Raw genomic sequence first — 17,791 nt, forward strand, 5'->3', positions numbered from 1 at the left:
GCCGCGTTGCCGGTGTCCCGGCGGGTGCCGCCGCGGAGTGTCCCGCCGGGCGTCCTGCCCGGCGGGACACCGGTACCGCGCGTCCCACGTCACGTCACAGACGCGGATCCACCGGTTCCGATTCCAGTGCGAGCACCGCGAACACCGCCTCGTGGACCCGCCACAGCGGCTCGCCCTCCGCGAGCCGGTCGAGGGCCTCGAGGCCGAGCGCGTACTCCCGGATCGCGAGCGAGCGCTTGTGGCCGAGGACGCGGCCGCGCAGCTTCGCCAGGTTCTCCGGGCGCGTGTACTCCGGTCCGTAGATGATCCGCAGGTACTCCCGGCCCCGGCACTTGATGCCCGGCTGGACCAGGCGGCCCCTGCCGTCGCGGACGAGGGCGCCGACCGGCTTGACGACCATGCCCTCGCCGCCGCGCCCGGTCATCTCCAGCCACCAGTCGACGCCCGCGCGCACCGACTCCTCGTCGCCCGTGTCCACGTACAGGCGGCGCGTGGTGCGCAGCAGGCCCGAGCCGTCGTGCTCCACCATGCGGTCGATCAGGGCCAGTTGCTCGTCGTGCGGCAGCGCGGCCAGGCTCCGGCCCTGGACGGCGAGGATCTGGAACGGCGCCAGGTGCACGCCGTCGAGCCCGTCGGTCGGCCAGCAGTAGCGGCGGTAGGCGTCGGTGAACGCGGCCGCGTCCGCCGCCCGTTCGCGCTGCGCGTCGAGCAGGTCGCCGACGTCGACGCCGCGCCCGACGGCCGCCTCCAGGGCGTTCAGGGCGTCCGGGAAGACCGCGCCGGACGCGGCGCCCACGGCGGCGTACTGGGTGCGCAGCAGGCCCGTGGCCTTCAGCGACCAGGGCAGCAGCTCGGCGTCGAGCAGCAGCCAGTCGGTGTCGAGCTCCGCCCACAGACCGGCCGCGCCGACGGCCGTACGCATCCGGTCGAGGATCTCCTCGGTCAGCGCCGGGTCGTCGAGGAAGGGGCGGCCGGTGCGGGTGTAGAGCGAGCCCGTGGGCCCGTCCACGCCGAACCGCTCGCGGGCCGCGTCCGCGTCCTTGCAGACCAGGGCCACGGCGCGGGAGCCCATGTGCTTCTCCTCGCACACCACCCGCGCGACCCCGTCCGCCGCGTACTGCGCGAACGCCTCCGCCGGGTGCTCCAGGTAGCCCTCGCGCTGCGAGGTCGCCGTCGGCGCCATGGTCGGCGGCAGATACGGCACCAGGCGCGGGTCGGCCGCGAAGCGGCTCATGACCTCCAGGGCCGCCGCCGCGTTCTCCTCGCGCACGGTCACCCGCCCGGCGTTGCGGGTCTCCACGGCCCGGCGGCCGTGCACGTCACCGAGGTCGAGGGGGCGCCCATCGTGACCGCCGGGCGCGTCCGTGCGCAGCGGCCTGGCCGGTTCGTACCAGACCTTCTCGGCCGGTACGTCGACCAGTTCGCGCTCGGGCCAGCGCAGGGCGGTGAGCTTGCCGCCGAAGACCGCCCCGGTGTCCAGGCAGATCGTGTTGTTCAGCCAGGTCGCCGTGGGCACCGGCGTGTGGCCGTACACGACGGCCGCCCGGCCGCGGTACTCCTCGGCCCACGGGTAGCGCACGGGCAGCCCGAACTCGTCGGTCTCGCCCGTCGTGTCGCCGTACAGCGCGTGCGAGCGGACCCGGCCCGAGGTGCGGCCGTGGTACTTCTCGGGCAGCCCGGCGTGGCAGACGACGAGCCTGCCGCCGTCCAGGACGTAGTGGCTGACGAGCCCGTCCACGAACTCCCGCACCCGGGTGCGGAACTCCTCGCTCTCGCCGTCCAGCTGCGCGATCGTCTCCGCGAGGCCGTGCGTGTGCTGGACCTTGCGGCCCTTGAGGTGGCGGCCGAGCTTGTTCTCGTGGTTGCCGGGCACGCACAGGGCGCTGCCCGCGGCGACCATGGACATGACCCGGCGCAGGACGCCCGGCGTGTCGGGGCCGCGGTCGACGAGGTCGCCGACGAAGACGGCCGTGCGGCCCTCGGGGTGGACGCCGTCGACGTAGCCGAGCCGGGTCAGCAGGGACTCCAGCTCGCTCGCGCAGCCGTGGACGTCGCCGACGATGTCGAACGGGCCGGTGAGGTGGGTGAGGTCGTTGAAGCGCTTCTCGGTGACGACCTCGGCCGCGTCGACCTCCTCGACGCCCCGGAGGACGTGCACCTTGCGGAAGCCCTCGCGCTCCAAGTGCCGCAGCGAGCGCTTGAGTTCGCGGGTGTGCCGCTGGATGACGCGGCGCGGCATGTCGGCGCGGTCGCTCCGGGAGGCGTTGCGCGCGGCGCAGACCTCCTCGGGCACGTCCAGCACGATGGCGATGGGCAGCACGTCGTGCGCTCTGGCCAGCTCGACCAGCTGCTTGCGGCTCTCGCTCTGCACGCTCGTGGCGTCGACGACGGTGCGGCGGCCCGCGGCGAGGCGCTTGCCCGCGATGTAGTGCAGCACGTCGAAGGCGTCGCGGCTCGCGCCCTGGTCGTTCTCGTCGTCGGCGACGAGGCCGCGGCAGAAGTCCGACGACAGCACCTCGGTCGGCTTGAAGTGCCGCCGCGCGAACGTCGACTTGCCCGAGCCCGAGGCGCCGACGAGCACGACGAGGGAGAGGTCGGTGACGGACAGGGTCCTGGTCATGCCGCCACCTCCTTGGCACGGTCGCCGCCGTGGCCCATGGGCTGCTCGCCCCGGGTGAACACCGCCATCTGCGTGGGCGGACCCACCTCGGGGTCGTCCGGCCCGACGGGCTCGAACGCGACGTCGTAGCCGTGCTGCCCGGCGACCGACCGCGCCCACCGCCGGAACTCGGCGCGGGTCCACTCGAAGCGGTGGTCGCCGTGGCGGACGTGGCCCGCCGGGAGGGACTCCCAGCGCACGTTGTACTCCACGTTCGGCGTGGTCACCAGGACGGTGCGGGGGCGGGCCGCGCCGAACACCGCGTACTCCAGGGCGGGCAGCCGCTCCACGTCGACGTGCTCGACGACCTCGCTGAGCACGGCGGCGTCATACCCCTTCAGGCGCTTGTCCGTGTACGCCAGGGAGCCCTGGAACAGCTCCACGCGCTCGGCCTGGCGCTCGCCCATGCGCTCCAGCTTCAGCCGCCGCGCCGCCACGGTGAGCGCGCGCATCGACACGTCGACGCCGACGACCTTGGTGAACCGCACGTCCTTGAGCAGGGCCTGCACCAGCTGGCCCTGGCCGCAGCCGAGGTCGAGCACCCGGGCCGCGCCCGCGTCCTCAAGGGCCGCGAGGATCGCCTCGCGGCGCCGCACGGCGAGCGGCACCGGCTGCTCCTCGGTGTCGACGTCCTCGTTCACGGCGTTGTCGACCTCCGTGACGTCGCGGTCGTCCGCGTCGGCGAGCCGCACCAGCTCCAGGCGCTCCATCGCCTCGCGCGTGAGCGACCAGCGGCGGGACAGGTAGCGGCTGGTGATCAGCTTCTGCTCCGGGTGCTCCGCGAGCCAGCCCTCGCCTGCGCGCAGCAGCTTGTCGACCTCGTCGGCCGAGACCCAGTAGTGCTTGGCGTCGTCGAGCACCGGAAGGAGCACGTACAGGTGGCGCAGCGCCTCGCTCAGCGTGAGCGTGCCGTCCGGCGCGTCGAGGACGAGGCGCACGTACCGCGAGTCACCCCACTCCGGGAAGCGTTCGTCCAGGGCCACCGGCTCGGCGCGCACCGTCCAGCCCAGCGGCTCGAACAGGGCGCGCACCAGGTCGGGCCCGCCGCGCGCGGGCAGCGCGGGCACCTCCGCGCGCAGCGGCAGCGGCTGCGCCGCGCGCTCGGGCAGGGCCTTGCACACGCCGCGCAGGGCGCTGGAGAACACCGCGCTGAGCGCGACGGCGAGCAGCGAAGAGGCGGCGTACGGACGGTCGTTCACGTACTGCCCGAGGGCCGCGTCCGGGGCGCCGCCGCGGCCCTTGCCCCGCCGTACGAGCGCCAGCGGATCCACCTCGAGGAGCAGCGCCGCCGTGCAGCGCTCGTCGCTCGCCTCGGGGTAGAAGACGTGCGCGCGTCCGTAGGACGTGGAGAACGCCTGCGCCTTGCCGGGATGCTTGTGCAGCAGGAACCCGAGGTCGGTCGCGGGGCGTTCGGGGCTGCCGGTCGTGCTGAGCGTCAGGAACACGGTGGGTCTGCCTTGGTATCGGCTCGGATCGGACGGGCGCGCGTGGGCGATCACGGCTGGGTCCTTCCCCGGCCCTCGTGTCCGTGCGTGTGCGCCGTCCGCGGTCAGCTCGCCGGTACGGCGCCCTCCCCCGGCGCGTCCGCCCAAACGTACCTCGAACAGCGCGAACGCACCCGGGCATTTCGACGCGGCCGCCCCGGCCCGGGGCGCGCGGGCCCCGGGGTCAGCCGCGCCCGCCGCGGACCCGCTTGACCTCGCGGTCGACGGCCCAGGCGTCGGCGACCGGGCCGATGTGGCCGAGCTTGTCGGGGTTGACGACCGAGCGGATGGTCTGGATCCGCCCGTCGAGCACGTCGAGGGACAGGGTGTGCAGGACCTTGCCGTCGCGGTCGCGGACGACGGCGCCGGGCTGGCCGTTGATCTCGTGCGGTTCGCACGTCACGTCGATCCTGAACAGCCAGGGGAAGACCGTGCCGAGCAGCCGGGCCACGTTCTGGGCGCCCACGACGGCCCGGGCGAGCTGCGGGGCCTTGCCGCCGCCGTCCCCGACGAGCTGGACGTCGGCGGCGAGCAGGTCCTGCAGGCCGCCCACGTCGCCGTCCTTCAGCGCGTCGAAGAACCGCGTCGCGAGCTCCTGCCGCTCCGCGCGGTCCGCCTCGAACCGCGGCCGTCCGGCCTCCATGTGCTTGCGGGCCCGCACGAGCAGTTGTCGGCACGCGGCCTCGGAGCGGCCCACCGCGGCGGCCACCTCGTCGTACCCGAAGCCGAAGACCTCCCGCAGCAGGAAGACCGCCCGCTCCAGCGGGCTGAGCCGCTCCAGGAGCAGCAGCGCCGCCATCGACACCGAGTCGGCCAGCTCCACCGCCCGCGCCGGGTCCTGATACGGGTCGCTGAGCAGCGGCTCGGGGAACCACGGGCCCACGTACTCCTCGCGCCGCACCCGCGCGGAGCGCAGCACGTCGATGGCGATCCGGGTCACCGTGGTGGACAGGAACGCCTTGGCCGACACGGGCTGGGTCGGCGAGGCGTCGAAGCGCAGCCACGCCTCCTGCACCGCGTCCTCCGCCTCGCTCACGCTGCCCAGGATCCGGTAGGCGATCGAGAACAGCAGCGACCGCAGCTCCTCGAACTCCTCGACCTTGCTCACGCCGACTTCCCTCCCCCGGCCCGGGGCCCGCCGCCGGGCCCCGGGCATGGTGCTCAGTGGTGCTCAGTGCTGGAACTGCCCGGGCTCGTAGTCGCCCGCGGGCTGCTGGGCGATGATATTCATCCGGTTGGCCATGTTCATGAAGGAGACGTGCAGGGCGAGGACGGTGAGCTGCTCCTCGTCGTAGTGCTTGGCGACGCGCGCCCACACCGCGTCGCCGATCCCGCCCGCCCCGTCCGCGACCCGGGTCGCCTCCTCGGCGAACTCCAGGGCGGCGCGCTCGGCCTCGGTGAAGACTGTGGCCTCCCGCCACGCCGCGACCAGGTGCAGGCGCACCGCGCTCTCACCGGCCGCGGCGGCCTCCTTGGTGTGCATGTCGATGCAGGCGGCGCAGCCGTTGATCTGGCTCACGCGCAGCGCCACCAGCTCCTGTGTCTCGGCGGGCAGCGGCGACTCCTTGAGCGTCTTGCCCGCCGACATCACGTACTTGAGGGCCTTCCCGGCGGTCGGGCTGCCGAAGTAGTTCAGTCGCGCGTCCATGGTGTGCTCCTTCGTGGTGGTCCGTGCCTACACCCCCTGGGACGAGGTGGCCCGGACCCCTGTGACATGGACGGATGTGACCTGGGTCTCCCGCCGCCGAGCGTGGCGGCCGGGGCTACGCCAGCTGCGACTGGACCTGCGAGGAGATCAGCTCCAGGTGGTCGAGGTCGGACAGGTCCAGGCACTGGAGGTAGATCCGGCTCGCGCCGATCTCCGCGTACCGGCCGATCTTGTCGACGACCTCGGCCGGGGAGCCCGCGAGGCCGTTGGCCTTGAGCTCGTCGACCTCGCGGCCGATGACGGCGGCACGCCGGGCGACCTCCGCGTCGTCCTTGCCGACGCAGGCCACCAGGGCGCTGGAGTACACCAGGTCGCCGCCCTTGCGCCCGGCCTGCTCGGCGGCCTCGCGCACGCGTGTGAACTGGCGCTCGCTGTCCTGCACGGAGGCGAAGGGGATGTTGAACTCGTCGGCGTGGCGCGCGGCCAGGCGCGGGGTGCGCACGGCGCCGTGGCCGCCGATGAGGACCGGCACCCTGCTCTGCGCGGGCTTGGGCAGCGCGGGCGAGTCGGTCAGCTGGTAGTACGTGCCGTCGTACGAGAACGTCTGCCCCACGGGCGTGTCCCACAGGCCCGTCACGATCGCCAGCTGCTCCTCCAGGCGGGCGAACTTCTCCTTGGGGAAGGGGATGCCGTAGGCCTTGTGCTCCTCCTCGAACCAGCCCGCGCCCAGGCCCAGTTCGATCCGGCCGCCGGACATCTGGTCGACCTGCGCGACCTGGACGGCGAGCACGCCGGGCAGCCGGAAGGTGCCCGCGGTCATCAGCGTGCCGAGCCGGATGCGCCGCGTCTCGCGGGCGAGCCCGGCGAGCGTGATCCAGGCGTCGGTGGGCCCCGGCAGGCCGTCGCCCGAGCCCATCTTCAGATAGTGGTCGGACCGGAAGAAGGCGTCGAAGCCGAGGTCCTCGGTGGCCTTGGCGACGGTGAGGAGGGTGTCATAGGTGGCCCCCTGCTGGGGCTCTGTGAAGATGCGCAGATCCATGTCTCCATCCTGCACGCTCGAACGCCCGTCAACCTCGTCTGTCCCGCCGGTCCCCACCGGCACCGGTCGGGTGAAAGTCCGTCAACCCGGCGGCCGGGGCGGGTCCGTGCCAGTGACTCCCCCGAGCCGGTGATCGTTGGCTCGGGCGGAGCCGGGCCGCCCGGCACCCGCGCCGGCGGCCACCGTCGGCGCGTCCGCCGCATGAACTGCCTCGTCGGGCCGGGACGCTTCCGCCCCGCGCGGGGCGCGGGCCGAGGAGGCCGTGATGTCCCAGGAAGCCGTGCCCGAGCAGGCGCGCGACCACGTCGTGCCAGAGCAGCAACGCGCCCTGCCCCCGGCCGGGCCGCAGGGCGCGCCCAAGGGCCTGCTGCAACAGATGGAAGAGTTGATGGCAGCGCTCAACGCGGATCTGACGCAGCTGGACGCCGACCTTCAGCAGTCCACCCGGCCGCCCACGCCGGAGGGTGACCAGCCCCGCGCCTGACCCCGCGGGCACAGACCCGCGCCCCCCTTGGGGTGCTTCCCCCGAAGACCGGCGGCCCGTACATCCAGCGCTCTGTGTGCGGGCCGTCCGGCCGGGCCGGGGGTGTCGGCCGTCCGGCCGGGCCCGGGAGGCGTCAGCCTTCGAGGACGGTGCCGGTGCACTTCTCGCAGTCGCTCTCGGCCGACAGGGTCCGCTCGCGGGCCGCCAGTCGGCGGAGCATCTCCACCACGCGGTCCCTGGACTCGTCGGCCGCGTCGATCGACTCCATGCACTGCCAGTACAGGCCCTCGTCCTCGGCGCCCATCGCCACCGAGACGAGGGCGATCCCGGCCTCGGCGAGCAGAGCGCCGAGGCCGAGCAGGGTGTCGTGTGCGTCCCCTATCTCCGTCAGGCCCGCCGCCCGTATCTCCTCCGCCTGGGAGCGGGGCGGGTCCAGGAGGCCGCAGCCCCGGCCGCTCAGCTCGCTCAGGCCCAGCGCCTCACCCCGTAACTCCGGCGGGCCCGCGACGGCGAGGCGATGTCCTATCGCCTGGGCCAGAGCCTGGGACTGCCACACCTCCGCCACGATGGCCGCGGGCTCCTGACTGCGCGCCAAGGCGCATCTCGTCGCCTCGATGAGCCTCATCGCATCCATGCGCCGTCCCCATTCATCCCGCGCCCACTCGCGGCACGTACACCAGAACTCCCTTGTTCACTACCCACAGTGAGCGCCTTCCGTTCGAAAAGCCAGAGGAAGCCTGAAATCTGTGGACAAAAATCTGAGTGTGGACAAGGCATCCACTCCGGAGAGTGACGAAGAGGTGTCTTGGGCCCTCTTTCCGGCTGTCCAACGGGTGGTGACAGCGGCGGACTTACGGGGTTGCTGGGCCCAGCGGATCGCCTGACGCCGGGCGCCCGCGGCCGTCGGGGCGTACGCGGGGCGCCCCGCGAGGCGTGCGCCGCAGGGGGCCCGGGGCGTGCGCCGGGCGGCGCCTCAGGGCGCCGGGAACCGCTGCTCGTTCCGCTCGATCTTCGCCGCGAGCGCCTTGAGCGGGTCGACGCCGAGCACCGCGCAGAACTGGAGGAGGTAGGCGAGCACGTCCGCGACCTCGTCCGTGACGCGGTGGGCGGAGTCGGCGTCCTCCATGACGCGGGCCGACTCCTCCGGCGTCAGCCACTGGAAGATCTCCACGAGTTCGGAGGCCTCGACGCTGAGCGCGGCGGCCAGGTTCTTGGGCGTGTGGTACTGCTCCCAGTTCCGCGCGGCGGCGAACTCGGCCAGCCGGTGCTGCAGTCCCGTGATGTCTTGATCGGTCACGGGCCCCAGTCAACTACATCCCGTGACAGCGCGTCCGTCCGAGGTTCACCACGGTGACGCCGTCGGCCGCCGCGGCCCAGGTGGCGTCCGCGACGGCCCCGATCAGGCGGATGTGCCCGCGCCCGCACGCGCGGGCCGCGAGGTCCGCGAGGGCCCGCTTCTGCCGCTGGTCCAGGCAGCGGTCGAAGCCGTCGGCGAGGACGGTCAGGCTCTGGTACGCCTCCGGGACCTCCGCGACCGGGTCGACCTCCAGGACCCGGGGGCCGGTGAGCAGCACGAGCGCGAGCGCCAGATAGCGCAGTTCGCCGTCGCCGAGCCGCCCCACGCACGTCCGCACCCCGTCCCCGCGGTCGAGCACGGCGCGCAGGGCGCCGTCGCCCGCCTGCTCGGCGAGGACGTCGACGACCGGCCCCGCGCACCCGGCGCGCAGGGCGGCGACGAGCTGGGCGTGCCGGTTGCCGCACTCGGCGCGGGTGCGCCACAGGACTTCGGCGAGGTTGTCGCAGCCCCCCAGCAGTCGGCCCGCGCCCGCGAGGCCCTCCGCCCCCACCGCCACCGGCTCGCGCATCCGGGCGGGGCGCGGGTCGCAGGCGAACACCGACCGCAGCGCGACGACGACCTGCTCGGCGGCGGCCAGCACGAGCCGCTGCCCGTCGGTCTTGCCCGCGACGCGCAGCGGAAGCAGGGCCGTGCCGAGCCGGTCGTCGGGCAGCGGCGCGCGGGTGACCGGCGCGGCGCCCGCCGTGTGCCAGGAGGCCTGCACGGCGCGGCGGCCGGGGTCGCGCAGGGCGGTCTCCAGGAGGGTGAGCCCGTCGCGGGTCAGGCGCTCGCCCGCGATGCGCAGCTCCGGCTCGGCCTGCACGGCGACGTCGAGGCGGACGGGGCCCGCGGGGCCGTCGACGGTGCAGCCGATGCGGAAGCCGCGGCGGGCCTGGCCGTCGGCACGGGCCCGCTCGGGCACGCAGCGGGCGGGCTGCGGGAACACGTCGACGAGTTCGGCGCCCGCGCCGAGCCGCGCGAGCGCCTCGTACGCGCGCAGTGCACTGGTCTTGCCGCTGCCGCTCGGCCCCGAGAAGAGCGTGAGCGGGCCGAGCGGGAACGCGGCGGCCCGGTGCCCGGCGAAGGCGGAGAGCCGCAGTTCGGTGACGCGCGGCTTGTCCCGGGCCAGGGCCGCTGGATCCTGCGCGAACGTCCGGCGGGAGTGCACAGTCATGCACGGAAGCTAGGCCGCAGTGGATCAGGCGAACCGTTTTGCCCGGCCGACCTTCGCCCGATCGGGCGATCACCACCCAAGGGGCCGTGTGAGCTGGGCGGTTGGGCTACGGAGCACGCGCGATGCCCGCCGGGGTCCCGGTCAGACGGTGGCCGCCTCCACCAGGCCCTGCACCTCGGTGTCGGGCGGCGAGAGCAGGAAGACGTTCTTCTCCACCCGGTGCATGCCGCAGCCGAGGCCGAAGACGACGCCGCTGCTGAAGTCGAGGACCCGCTTGGCGGTCTCGGTCTCGGCGCCGCTGAGGTCGAGGAGGACGGGGATCTGCGCCATCAGGTTCTCGGCGACCTCGCGGGCGTCGGAGAAGACGTTGACGCGGGTGACGACGAAGCGCCGCCGGGTCTCGGTCTCGGCGTCGGGCAGCGAGCGGTGCCCCGGCCACGACGGCCATTCGTTGCGACCGCGCAGCGGCACGACCTGCGCGAGCCCCTCCCACTGTTCGTCGGTGGCTTCGTTGCTGGTCACAGAGCAACCCCGTCCTGGCTCGTCCTCAACGTCTGTACCAGGCAATTCTTACGCCACTTCACCCGGTTGGCCCAATTGCGACACGAGGAGGACACCGCGGCGGGAACTTCCGCGCCCGCGCGCCCGACCACCTGCCCGGCGCCGGGTGTCCCCTGCCCGCGCCACCGCCTCAGTCTCGGGAGCGCCGATGCCCAGTCCGTCCAGACCGTCCGGGTCACCCCCGCCGCGCGCCTGGCGGCCGCCGCCCGCCCTGCTCGGGTTCCTCGCGCTGCTCGCCGTCGTGTTCGTCGTCGCGTACCAAGTCGGTGACGCCGTGGGACCGGTGGCGCCGGGCATGCGGTCCTCGACGTCCGACGGGGACGGCGGCTCCGGAGGCGGCGGTTCCGGCGGCCACGGCGGCGGGCACGGGGGGCACGGCTGATGGGCACCGCCACCGGTACGGCCCCCGCGGCCGAGGTGACGACCACCGACCTGGTCGTCGGCGGCATGACCTGCGCCGCGTGCGTGAACCGCGTCGAGAAGCGGCTCGGCAAGCTCGACGGGGTCAGTGCGAGCGTCAACCTCGCCACCGGGCGGGCCCACGTGACGCACCCGGCCGACACCACCGCGCAGGAGCTGGTCGCGGCCGTCGTACGGGCGGGTTATACGGCGGAGGTGTCCGCGCCGCCCGCGCCCGAGCGGGCGGCGGGCGGGGCCGCCGAGGACGACGGAGCGCGGGCCGAGCGCACCAGGCTGCTCGTCACCGCGCTGCTCTCGCTGCCGGTGCTCGCCCTGTCGATGGTGCCCGCCTGGCAGTTCCGCCACTGGCAGTGGCTGTGCTTCGTCCTCGCGGCGCCGGTGGCGGTGTGGGGCGCCTGGCCCTTCCACCAGCGGGCGCTGCGGGGCCTCAGGCACGGGGCGGCCACCATGGACACCCTGGTGTCGCTCGGCGTCGCCGCGTCCTTCTCCTGGTCGGCGTACGCGCTGTTCCTCGGCGGGGCGGGCGAGCCGGGCATGCGGATGCCCTTCGCGTTCCTGCCGTCCGCCGGGGGCGGGGCCGCGCACCTGTATCTGGAGGCCGCGGTCGGGGTGCCGCTCTCGGTGCTCGCCGGACGGCTGTTGGAGGCACGGGCCCGCCACGGCACGGGCGCCGCGGTGCGCTCGCTCGCCGAACTCGCCGCCAAGGACGTGGCGGTGCGCGGCCCGGACGGCGGCGAGCGGCGCGTGCCCGTCGGGCTGCTGCGGGTGGGCCAGGAGTTCACCGTGCGGCCCGGCGAGCGCGTCGCCACCGACGGCGTGGTGGTCTCGGGCGCGTCCGCGCTCGACGTGTCGCTCGTCACCGGCGAGAGCGAACCGGTGGAGGCCGCCGCCGGGCAGGCCGTCGTCGGCGGCGCGGTCAACGCGGGCGGGCTGCTCGTCGTCCGGGCCACGGCGGTCGGCGCGGACACCCAACTGGCGCGGATCACGAAGCTGGTGACGGAGGCCCAGACCGGCAAGGCCCGCGCCCAGCGCCTCGCGGACGCCGCGGCGGGCGTGTTCGTGCCCGTGGTCCTCACCCTCGCGGTCACCGTGCTCGGCTTCTGGCTGGGCGCCGGGGCCGACCCGCAGGCCGCCGTCACCGCGGCCGTGGCGGCGCTCGTCGTCGCCTGCCCCTGCGCGCTCGGCCTCGCCACGCCCACCGCGCTGCTCGCCGCCACCGGGCGCGGCGCCCAGCTCGGCGTCCTCGTCAGCGGGCCGCGGGCCCTGGAGACACTGCGGCACGTCGACACCGTCGTCCTGGACAAGACCGGCACGCTCACCACCGGGAACATGACCGTCGCGCGCGTCACCGCCGTGCCCGGCGGCCTCGGCGAGGACGCGGTGGTGCGGCTCGCCGGGGCCGTGGAGCAGGGCTCGGAGCACCCGCTGGGCCGCGCCCTGGTGACGTACGCGCAGGAGCGGTCTGCGGGCGAGCCGTTGCCGCCGGTGGACGGCTTCCTGGCGACGCCCGGCACCGGTGTCGGCGGGGTGGTGGAGGGCCGCCGCGTGGAGGTGCGCGTGCCCGGCGACGCGCTGCCCAAGGAGCTGGCCGCCGCGCTCGCCGAGGCGGAGGAGGCCGCCCGCACCGCCGTCCTCGTCCGCGTGGACGGCGTCGACGAGGCGCTCGTCGCCGTCGGCGACGTGCTGCGGCCCGGCAGCTACCGCGCCGTGGACCGGCTGCGGCGCCTGGGCGTCGAGCCGGTGCTCGCCACCGGCGACCGGGCGGCGACCGCGCACGCCGTGGCCGCCGAACTCGGCATCACCGAGGTGCACGCGCGCTGCACGCCCGAGGAGAAGGCCGCGCTCGTGGGCCGACTGCGCGCCGCGGGCCGCCGCGTCGCGGTGCTCGGCGACGGCGTGAACGACGCCGCCGCGCTCGCCCGCGCCGACCTGGGCATCGCCATGGGCTGCGGCACCGACGCGGCGATCGGCGCGGCCGACGTGACGCTCGCGGGCGGCGACATCGGCGCGGCCGCGGTGGCCGTCCGGCTCGCCCGGCGCACCCTGGCCACGATCCGCGCCAACCTCGTCTGGGCGTTCGGCTACAACGCGCTCGCCGTGCCGCTGGCCGCGGTGGGCCGCCTCGGCCCGATGACGGCGGCCGTCGCCATGTCCGCGAGCTCCCTGCTCGTGGTCGCCAACAGCCTGCGCCTGCGGACGTGGGAGCCGGTGCCGCGCGCGGCCCGGGGAAGGAACCATCGATGAGCTCCCTGTACGCGCGCCTGCGCCCCGGCCTGCTCGCCGCGCTCGCGCCCGTCCTCGCCGCCGCGCTGACCCTGGGCGGGCTCACGGCCTGGGTCGCGGCCGGTGCCGCGGGCGGGCCCGCGCGGATCTCGGTGACGGACGGGCGGGTGTTCCTGACCTACGGCAGCGTCGCGGAGACCGCCGCGTTCTTCCGGATCACCAACTCCGGCGACTCCGACGACGTCCTGGAGTCCGTGCGCTCGCCCGCCGCCGACGGCGTCATGCTGAGCCGGACCGTGGAGCGGCCGGGCCAGGGCGTCGAGTCCATGCGGATGGTCGAGTCGGCGACCGTGCCCGCGCGCAGGCGCATCACCATGAGGCCCGACGGGCTCGACGTGATGCTCCGCCCGAAGCGGGCCCTGCGTCTTGGCGCCGAGGTGCCGTTCGTCCTGACGTTCCGCCGCAGCGGCGAGGTGCGGGTGACGGCCCTGGTGGTGCGGCCCGGCAGCTGACCGCGCCCCGCGCCGCGCGACTCCTGGGGGTCGTACGGGAACTCCGCGCGCCCACCGTCCGACTACTGCCGCACACGGCGTGAGCCGAGGCGGCGGAAGGAAGGCGCGTGAGGGCCGATGGGCGGGCTTGAGGTACGGCTGTGCGACGTGACCTGCGGGCACGGGCGCGTCGTCGCCGTGGACGGCGTGGACCTGGAGGTCGCGGCGGGCGAGCGCGTGGCCCTGACCGGGACGAACGGCTCCGGCAAGTCCACGCTCCTGCGGGCCGTGCTCGGGCTGCACCGGCAGACCCGCGGCACGGTCCTCGTCGGCGGGCGCGGCACCCGCTCGGCCGCCGACCGGGCCTGGCGGCGGCGCGCCTGCGCGTGGGTGCCGCAGAAGCCCGCGACGGGCCGCTTCCCGCTGCTCGCGGGCGAGTTGCTGGACTCCAGCGGCGCGCCGGGCCCGGCGGCGGACGCGGCGGAAGGCCTCGGCGTCGGCGGGCTTCGCCGCAAGCCGCTGCACACCCTGTCCGGCGGCCAGCTCCAGCGGACCTATCTGGCGCGCGCGGTGGGCTGCGTCGCCGCCGGTGCGGGGGTGCTGCTCGCGGACGAGCCCACCGCCGCCCTGGACTTCACGGGCCAGGAGGAGGCCGCCGCACTGCTCACCTCGCTGCCCGTCACGCTCCTGGTCGTCACGCACGACCGGACGCTCGCCGCGCGGTGCGACCGCGTCCTGGACATGGCGGCGGGCCGCCTGCGCGAGGGCTACCGCCCCGAGACGACGGCCATCGGCCTGCGGCCTCGTCCTCAAACGCCGGACGGGCTCAAAACACCACCGGAGGCGTGCTCATGACCGCGATCGCCACCGCCGACCTCGGCCTCATGCTCCAGCTCGTGCCGGTGCGGCGCGCCGGGTTCGCGCTGCTGCTCGCCGCCGTCGGCCTGCCGATCGTCGGCGTCGTGATCGTCGGGCTCGACATCATGCCGGTGCGGTTCGCGATGATGCACGTCGCGCTGCTCGGCATCGCCGTGGGGCTGCTCACCGGGCTCGACCCGATGCTGTGCGCCCTGGTGGCCTGCGCGCTCGCGGGCGCGGGCGTGGCGCCCCTGGCCCGCACGCCGGACGGCCTGTCGGGCGCGATGGGCCTGCTGATGAGCATGGCCATCGCGGCCGCGCTGCTCGTCCTTTCGGTGGCCGGGGTCAACGCCTCCGGCGCGTTCGCGCTGCTGTGGGGGTCGATCCTGTCGGTCACCACCGCCGACATCGTCGTCGTGGCGGTGCTCGCCGTCGCCGTACCGGCGCTGTTCCTCTGGCGGCGGCGCGACCTCGCGCTGCTGCTGTACGACCGTGAGCTGGCGCAGTGCTCCGGGGTGCCCGTCGGCGGGCTCACCGTGGTCCTTCTCGTCCTGGTCGCCGTCGCGGTGGGCGGGGCGATCAAGCTGACCGGCGCGCTGCTCGTCGACGCGCTCACGCTGCTTCCCGCGCTCGCCGCGCGCCGCCTCGGCAACCGGCTCACCACGATCGCGCTGTGGGCCGTGGCCATCGGCGTCGTCGTGAACGCCACGGGCTTCCTGCTCGCCCTGTGGCTGGACTGGCCTCCCGGGCCCGTCCTCGTCCTGCTGGCGGGGGCCGTCGTCCTCGCCGTCCACCTCATCCCCGAACGGAGCATCACCTCATGGCGCGCACCGGCGTCCGCATCCCCCCGCACCTCTCCCGCACGGCCGGGGCCGTGGCACTGAGCGCCGCCCTCGCCCTCACGGCCACCGCCTGCGCCGACGAGAACCAGCCGAAGAAGACCGACGCGGGCGAGGGCGGCGGGCCCGTGGTCGTCGCCACCACCACCTGGGAGGGCGCGTTCGCCAAGGCCGCCGGGGCCAAGGACGTCACCGTCCTGGTGCCGCCGTCCACGCACCACGCGCCGGACTACGACCCCAAGCCCTCCGACCTCGCGGCGGTCGCCAAGGCCGACTTCGTGCTGTACGCGCCCTTCGAGCCGTACGCCGACAAGATCAAGGAGGCGGCGGGCTCGAAGGCCGAGCTCGTCCAGGTCGACCTCGACAACGACGCGGGCAAGGCCGCGGGCGAGGTCACCCGGCTCGGCGGGCTCTTCGGCACCGAGGTGTCCGCGAAGAAGTGGAAGACCTCCTTCGAGCGGGAGTACGCGCAGCTGTCCGCGGACCTCAAGTCGGCTTGGCCCGGCGGCAAGGCGCCCACCGCGGTCAGCCAGGTCTTCACCGCCTGGTCCGCGCGGATGGCGGGCGCCCGCACCGTCGGCACGTACGGCCCCGAGCCCGTGAAGGCCTCCCAGGTCGCCGAGCTGGCCGCGAAGAAGCCCGCCCTTGTGCTCGACAACGCGCACATGTCGACCGGCACGGTCCTGCCCGGCTCCGGCGCCGAGCAGCTGAAGATCGTCAACTACCCCGGGGACGACCTGGACCTGCTGCCGGTGTACCGGAACGCGGCGGCCCAGCTGAAGAAGGCGCTGCGGGCGGAGTAGCACGCGCGGCAGGGGCCCCGCCGGTGGGAACCGGCGGGGCCCCTGCCGCGTCAGGAACCGGCGACCGCCCGCTCCCGCAGGGCCTTCCGGTCCGGCTTGCCCGCCGGGGTCAGCGGCAACTCCTTTACGAGCAGCAGCCGTTCGGGGTGCTTGGCCCGGTGGAGGCCGCGCCCCGCGAGGTGCTCGCCGAGCGCGTCGAGGGTCAGGGGCGCCCCGGCCGGGACGCCGGAGGCGGGCACCACGCAGGCCGCGAGCCGCTCCCCCATGACCGGGTCGGGGACGCCGACGCACACCACGTCCCGGATCAGCGGGTGGGCGCTCAGCTCGCGCTCCACCTCGGCCGGGCTGATGTTGGCGCCGCCGCGGATCACCACGTCCTTGAGGCGGCCGACGACGTGCAGCACGCCGCCGTCGTCGATCAGGCCGAGGTCGCCGGTGCGGACCCAGCCGTCGGGGGTGCGGTAGCGGGCGTCGAGCTCGGGGGCGCCGACGTAGCACAGCGGGGTCATCGGGCCGCGCGCCACGATCTCGCCGACAGCGCCGTCCGGCAGGGGCTCGTGGGTGGCGGGGTCGGCGACGCGGATGTCGGCGACGCGGGGGTCGGGCCGCCCCGCCACGACGCCGTGCTCCGGGGCGGAGCCCTCCGCGTACCCGTCAAGGCCCGTATGGCAGTTGACGCCGTCGGCGGAGCCGTAGAGGTTCACGACGGGGCAGCCGAAGGCCTCCCGCGCGGCGGCCGCCGTGGTGGCGTCCAGCGGGGAGCCGCCGAGCACGAGCGCGGTGGGCGGCGGCAGCGTCCCGCCGTCGGCCGCGAGCCGGTCCAGGATCATCCGCGCCATGGTCGGTACGCCGAGGACGTGCGTGGGCTCGTGCTCCCGGATCGCGGCGATCGCGGCCTCGGGCGTGAAGTGGTCGAGCAGGACGAGCGTGCCGCCGTGCCGGGCGAGGGCGACGGCCGTGCCGTTGGAGCCGAACGCCGAGGCCAGCGGCACCAGGAAGAGGCAGCGCGGCGGCCTCGCCCCGGCGGGCATGAGCGAGGCGAAGAAGTTGCCCCGGCCGCCCGCGAGGGCGTTGTGCGAGTACGCGACCATCTTCGGCTCGGCCTCGGATCCGGAGGAGACCAGGATGCGGGCGGGGCCGTCCGGGTCGGGCCGCGCGGCCACGAAGTCCTTCGGGTCGCGTCGCAGCAACTCCCCCAAGGTGGGCGCCCCTTCGGGCTGAGGGCCCCGGCCCGCCGCGACGACGTGGCGCAGCGCGGGCAGGGCGGCCCGCGCCTCGGCGAGCGCCCGCGCCGGGTGCGCGCCCCGGTGCTCCGCCGCCGCGACCACCGCGACGGCCTCCGCGCGGCGCAGCAGGCTCGTGGCCTCCGCCGTGCCCCGGCCGACGGGGAAGGGCAGCGCGATGGCGCCGAGGGCGGCGAGGGCGAGGTCCGTCATGACCGCGTCGCGCCCGTTGGGCAGCTGCACGCCGACGACGTCGCCCGGCCCTATGCCGAGCCCTCTGAGCCCGACGGCCAGACAGCGGACCTTGCGGTCCAGGCAGGTGTAACAGAGCTTGCCCTTGCCGTCGACGACGGCCGCGCGATGCGGATCACCGATCTGCCGCGCCCGGAACAGGCTGTACAGGTCGAGGTCGGGGCAGACCCCCTCCACCGCCCAGCTCCTGCGGAGGGCGGCGGGGAGGAGGTCGTGGAGGGTGGTTGGCATGGGGGGCTCCTTAGGGGTGGGTGAAGGGTGAGGCGCCCACGTGGGACGCCCCAGGCCCGCCCCTTC

Annotated in this window: 17 protein-coding genes; 7 read left to right on the forward strand and 10 right to left on the reverse strand. The window is 75.0% G+C overall.

Annotated features, from left to right (window positions below):
• Window positions 1-94: 94 nt before the first annotated feature.
• The 5 genes from ACIG3E_RS21590 to ACIG3E_RS21610 all read right to left on the reverse strand — a co-directional run bounded on the left by ACIG3E_RS21590 (window position 95) and on the right by ACIG3E_RS21610 (window position 6,830).
• Window positions 95-2,620 carry a polynucleotide kinase-phosphatase gene (locus ACIG3E_RS21590; RefSeq protein WP_399618719.1) on the reverse strand — a complete coding sequence of 842 codons (2,526 nt, stop codon included), beginning with the start codon at window positions 2,618-2,620 and terminating at the stop codon, window positions 95-97.
• Entirely contained in the window at window positions 2,617-4,104 is a 1,488-nt protein-coding gene (locus ACIG3E_RS21595) for a 3' terminal RNA ribose 2'-O-methyltransferase Hen1 (RefSeq protein ID WP_399618722.1), read from the reverse strand. The genes ACIG3E_RS21590 and ACIG3E_RS21595 overlap by 4 nt, the downstream gene beginning before the upstream one ends.
• A gap of 223 nt (window positions 4,105-4,327) precedes the next feature.
• Window positions 4,328-5,251 (reverse strand): RNA polymerase sigma-70 factor, encoded by a 924-nt coding sequence (locus ACIG3E_RS21600; RefSeq protein WP_399618725.1) that lies wholly within the window; start codon window positions 5,249-5,251, stop codon window positions 4,328-4,330.
• A 63-nt stretch (window positions 5,252-5,314) separates the two neighbouring features.
• Window positions 5,315-5,791, reverse strand: a complete 477-nt coding sequence (locus ACIG3E_RS21605; protein WP_399618728.1) for a carboxymuconolactone decarboxylase family protein — start codon at window positions 5,789-5,791, stop codon at window positions 5,315-5,317.
• 115 nt (window positions 5,792-5,906) lie between these two features.
• Window positions 5,907-6,830, reverse strand: coding sequence for an LLM class F420-dependent oxidoreductase (locus ACIG3E_RS21610; RefSeq protein ID WP_399618730.1), 924 nt, complete (start codon window positions 6,828-6,830; stop codon window positions 5,907-5,909).
• 265 nt (window positions 6,831-7,095) lie between these two features.
• On the opposite strand from ACIG3E_RS21610, the gene ACIG3E_RS21615 reads away from it, so the two are divergent.
• Window positions 7,096-7,314 carry a hypothetical protein gene (locus ACIG3E_RS21615; RefSeq protein WP_399618733.1) on the forward strand — a complete coding sequence of 73 codons (219 nt, stop codon included), beginning with the start codon at window positions 7,096-7,098 and terminating at the stop codon, window positions 7,312-7,314.
• A 133-nt stretch (window positions 7,315-7,447) separates the two neighbouring features.
• Here the strand turns inward: ACIG3E_RS21615 and ACIG3E_RS21620 are convergent, their stop codons facing one another.
• The 4 genes from ACIG3E_RS21620 to ACIG3E_RS21635 all read right to left on the reverse strand — a co-directional run bounded on the left by ACIG3E_RS21620 (window position 7,448) and on the right by ACIG3E_RS21635 (window position 10,346).
• Entirely contained in the window at window positions 7,448-7,948 is a 501-nt protein-coding gene (locus ACIG3E_RS21620) for a DUF6099 family protein (protein ID WP_399618736.1), read from the reverse strand.
• Window positions 7,949-8,287: 339 nt separating this feature from the next.
• Window positions 8,288-8,611 carry a nucleotide pyrophosphohydrolase gene (locus ACIG3E_RS21625; RefSeq protein WP_399618738.1) on the reverse strand — a complete coding sequence of 108 codons (324 nt, stop codon included), beginning with the start codon at window positions 8,609-8,611 and terminating at the stop codon, window positions 8,288-8,290.
• 13 nt (window positions 8,612-8,624) lie between these two features.
• Window positions 8,625-9,824, reverse strand: a complete 1,200-nt coding sequence (locus ACIG3E_RS21630) for an ATP-binding protein (protein WP_399618739.1) — start codon at window positions 9,822-9,824, stop codon at window positions 8,625-8,627.
• Between the two features lie 141 nt (window positions 9,825-9,965).
• On the reverse strand, window positions 9,966-10,346 hold the full coding sequence (locus ACIG3E_RS21635; protein WP_030682464.1) for a cell division protein SepF: 381 nt from the start codon (window positions 10,344-10,346) through the stop codon (window positions 9,966-9,968).
• A gap of 187 nt (window positions 10,347-10,533) precedes the next feature.
• Here ACIG3E_RS21635 and ACIG3E_RS21640 point away from each other — a divergent pair, with 187 nt between their 5' ends.
• The 6 genes from ACIG3E_RS21640 (at window position 10,534) to ACIG3E_RS21665 (ending at window position 16,019) form a co-directional block, all read left to right on the forward strand.
• Window positions 10,534-10,767, forward strand: coding sequence for a hypothetical protein (locus tag ACIG3E_RS21640; protein ID WP_399618742.1), 234 nt, complete (start codon window positions 10,534-10,536; stop codon window positions 10,765-10,767).
• Complete coding sequence (locus ACIG3E_RS21645) at window positions 10,767-13,049, forward strand: heavy metal translocating P-type ATPase (protein ID WP_399618745.1); 2,283 nt, start codon at window positions 10,767-10,769, stop codon at window positions 13,047-13,049. Before ACIG3E_RS21640 ends, ACIG3E_RS21645 begins: the two co-directional genes overlap by 1 nt.
• The gene (locus ACIG3E_RS21650) at window positions 13,046-13,540 is read left to right on the forward strand and encodes a copper chaperone PCu(A)C (RefSeq protein WP_399618748.1); all 495 of its coding nucleotides are present in this window, start codon (window positions 13,046-13,048) and stop codon (window positions 13,538-13,540) included. The genes ACIG3E_RS21645 and ACIG3E_RS21650 overlap by 4 nt, the downstream gene beginning before the upstream one ends.
• A gap of 117 nt (window positions 13,541-13,657) precedes the next feature.
• Complete coding sequence (locus ACIG3E_RS21655; protein ID WP_399618750.1) at window positions 13,658-14,374, forward strand: ATP-binding cassette domain-containing protein; 717 nt, start codon at window positions 13,658-13,660, stop codon at window positions 14,372-14,374.
• A complete protein-coding gene (locus tag ACIG3E_RS21660) occupies window positions 14,371-15,261 on the forward strand; it encodes a metal ABC transporter permease (RefSeq protein ID WP_399618752.1) in 891 nt (296 codons plus the stop codon). The genes ACIG3E_RS21655 and ACIG3E_RS21660 overlap by 4 nt, the downstream gene beginning before the upstream one ends.
• Window positions 15,198-16,019 carry a metal ABC transporter solute-binding protein, Zn/Mn family gene (locus tag ACIG3E_RS21665; protein ID WP_399618754.1) on the forward strand — a complete coding sequence of 274 codons (822 nt, stop codon included), beginning with the start codon at window positions 15,198-15,200 and terminating at the stop codon, window positions 16,017-16,019. Before ACIG3E_RS21660 ends, ACIG3E_RS21665 begins: the two co-directional genes overlap by 64 nt.
• Before the next feature lie 50 nt (window positions 16,020-16,069).
• Here ACIG3E_RS21665 and ACIG3E_RS21670 read toward each other — a convergent pair whose 3' ends face one another.
• Window positions 16,070-17,725, reverse strand: a complete 1,656-nt coding sequence (locus tag ACIG3E_RS21670; protein WP_399618756.1) for a class I adenylate-forming enzyme family protein — start codon at window positions 17,723-17,725, stop codon at window positions 16,070-16,072.
• Window positions 17,726-17,791: the final 66 nt, after the last annotated feature.

Origin of the sequence: Streptomyces sp. NPDC053474, assembly GCF_044544845.1 — a bacterium.
Lineage (GTDB): Bacteria > Actinomycetota > Actinomycetes > Streptomycetales > Streptomycetaceae > Streptomyces.